The sequence below is a fragment of the Cellulomonas humilata genome, from assembly GCF_030814415.1.
Lineage (GTDB): Bacteria > Actinomycetota > Actinomycetes > Actinomycetales > Cellulomonadaceae > Cellulomonas > Cellulomonas humilata_A.
In genome coordinates, this window is record NZ_JAUSVB010000011.1 from 1 (window position 1) to 1,148 (window position 1,148).

1 pseudogene is annotated in these 1,148 nt (G+C 67.9%); it reads left to right on the plus strand.

Annotated elements, in window-relative coordinates:
- Positions 1–810 (plus strand): annotated as a pseudogene (locus J2X26_RS21665) (hypothetical protein); the annotation flags it as partial.
- Positions 811–1,148 lie beyond the last annotated feature (338 nt).

Genomic DNA, 1,148 nt, shown 5'->3' on the forward strand with positions numbered 1-1,148 from the left:
CTCGTCGCGATCCACCACACCGCCTACCAAGGCGGCTGCCTCGGAGCCACCACGACCCTCCAGGGCGCCACCGAGACCCGCCTCGACAACCTGCGGACCTGGATCACCAGATACGTGCCCTCGGCGTCGTCCGGCACGGAGACGGTCGGCATCCGCGACGTCTCCACCTGGCACCTCAACGACCAGAACGACGGCTCGACCCGCGAGCACCAGTTCTTGTACGGCAATCCCGGAGACACCGTGGTCGTCGGGGACTGGAACGGCGACGGCATCGACACCGTCGGGGTGTGGCGCGGTGGCGTCTGGTATCTCAACAACCAGAACGACGGTTCCGCTCCTGAGTACGTCTTCAACTACGGCGAGGCGTACCACGTTCCCGTGGTCGGGGACTGGAACGGTGACGGCACCGACACCGTCGGTGTGCGCGACGGCTCCGTCTGGCACCTCAACGACCAGAACGACAGCTCCGCGCCCGAGCGCAAGTTCGTCTACGGCGAGGCGTACCACCGCCCCGTGGTCGGGGACTGGAACGGCGACGGCACGGACACCGTCGGGGTGTGGCGCGATGGCGCCTGGTATCTCAACAACCAGAACGACGGCTCCGCTGCCGAGTACGTCTTCCCGTACGGCGACCCGCACCACGTTCCCGTGGTCGGGGACTGGAACGGCGACGGCACCGACACCGTCGGTGTGCGCGACGGCTCCGTCTGGCACCTCAACGACCAGAACGATAGCTCGGGACCCGAGCGCAAGTTCCTCTACGGCGAGGCGTACCACGTCCCCGTCGTCGGGGACTGGAACGGCGCCTGAGGCAGACAGCACACCTCCGTCCGACGCGCCCGAGCTCGCCGGGGCGCGTCGGTCGAGGAAGAGGACCGATCGGTTCGGGCGGTCGTGGTCCGAGTGTTTCGGCCGCCTCGAGAGGAGCGGTCCGCTCGCGCAGGAGATTGCCGCCCACTCGCGAGATAGGAACTTCATCGCTCGGTGTGTTCCTCAAGGAGATCGACAGACAGGGGTAGTGGCGTGAAGAGGGTCGCGGGTTGGTTGAGCGTGTCGGCCGCGGTGGTCGGTGTGGTGGCTGTGGCGTTGGCCGGTGGTGGGGCGGCGGTCGCCGCTGACGGGGTCGGGTCTGAGGTGCAGTCGTCGTT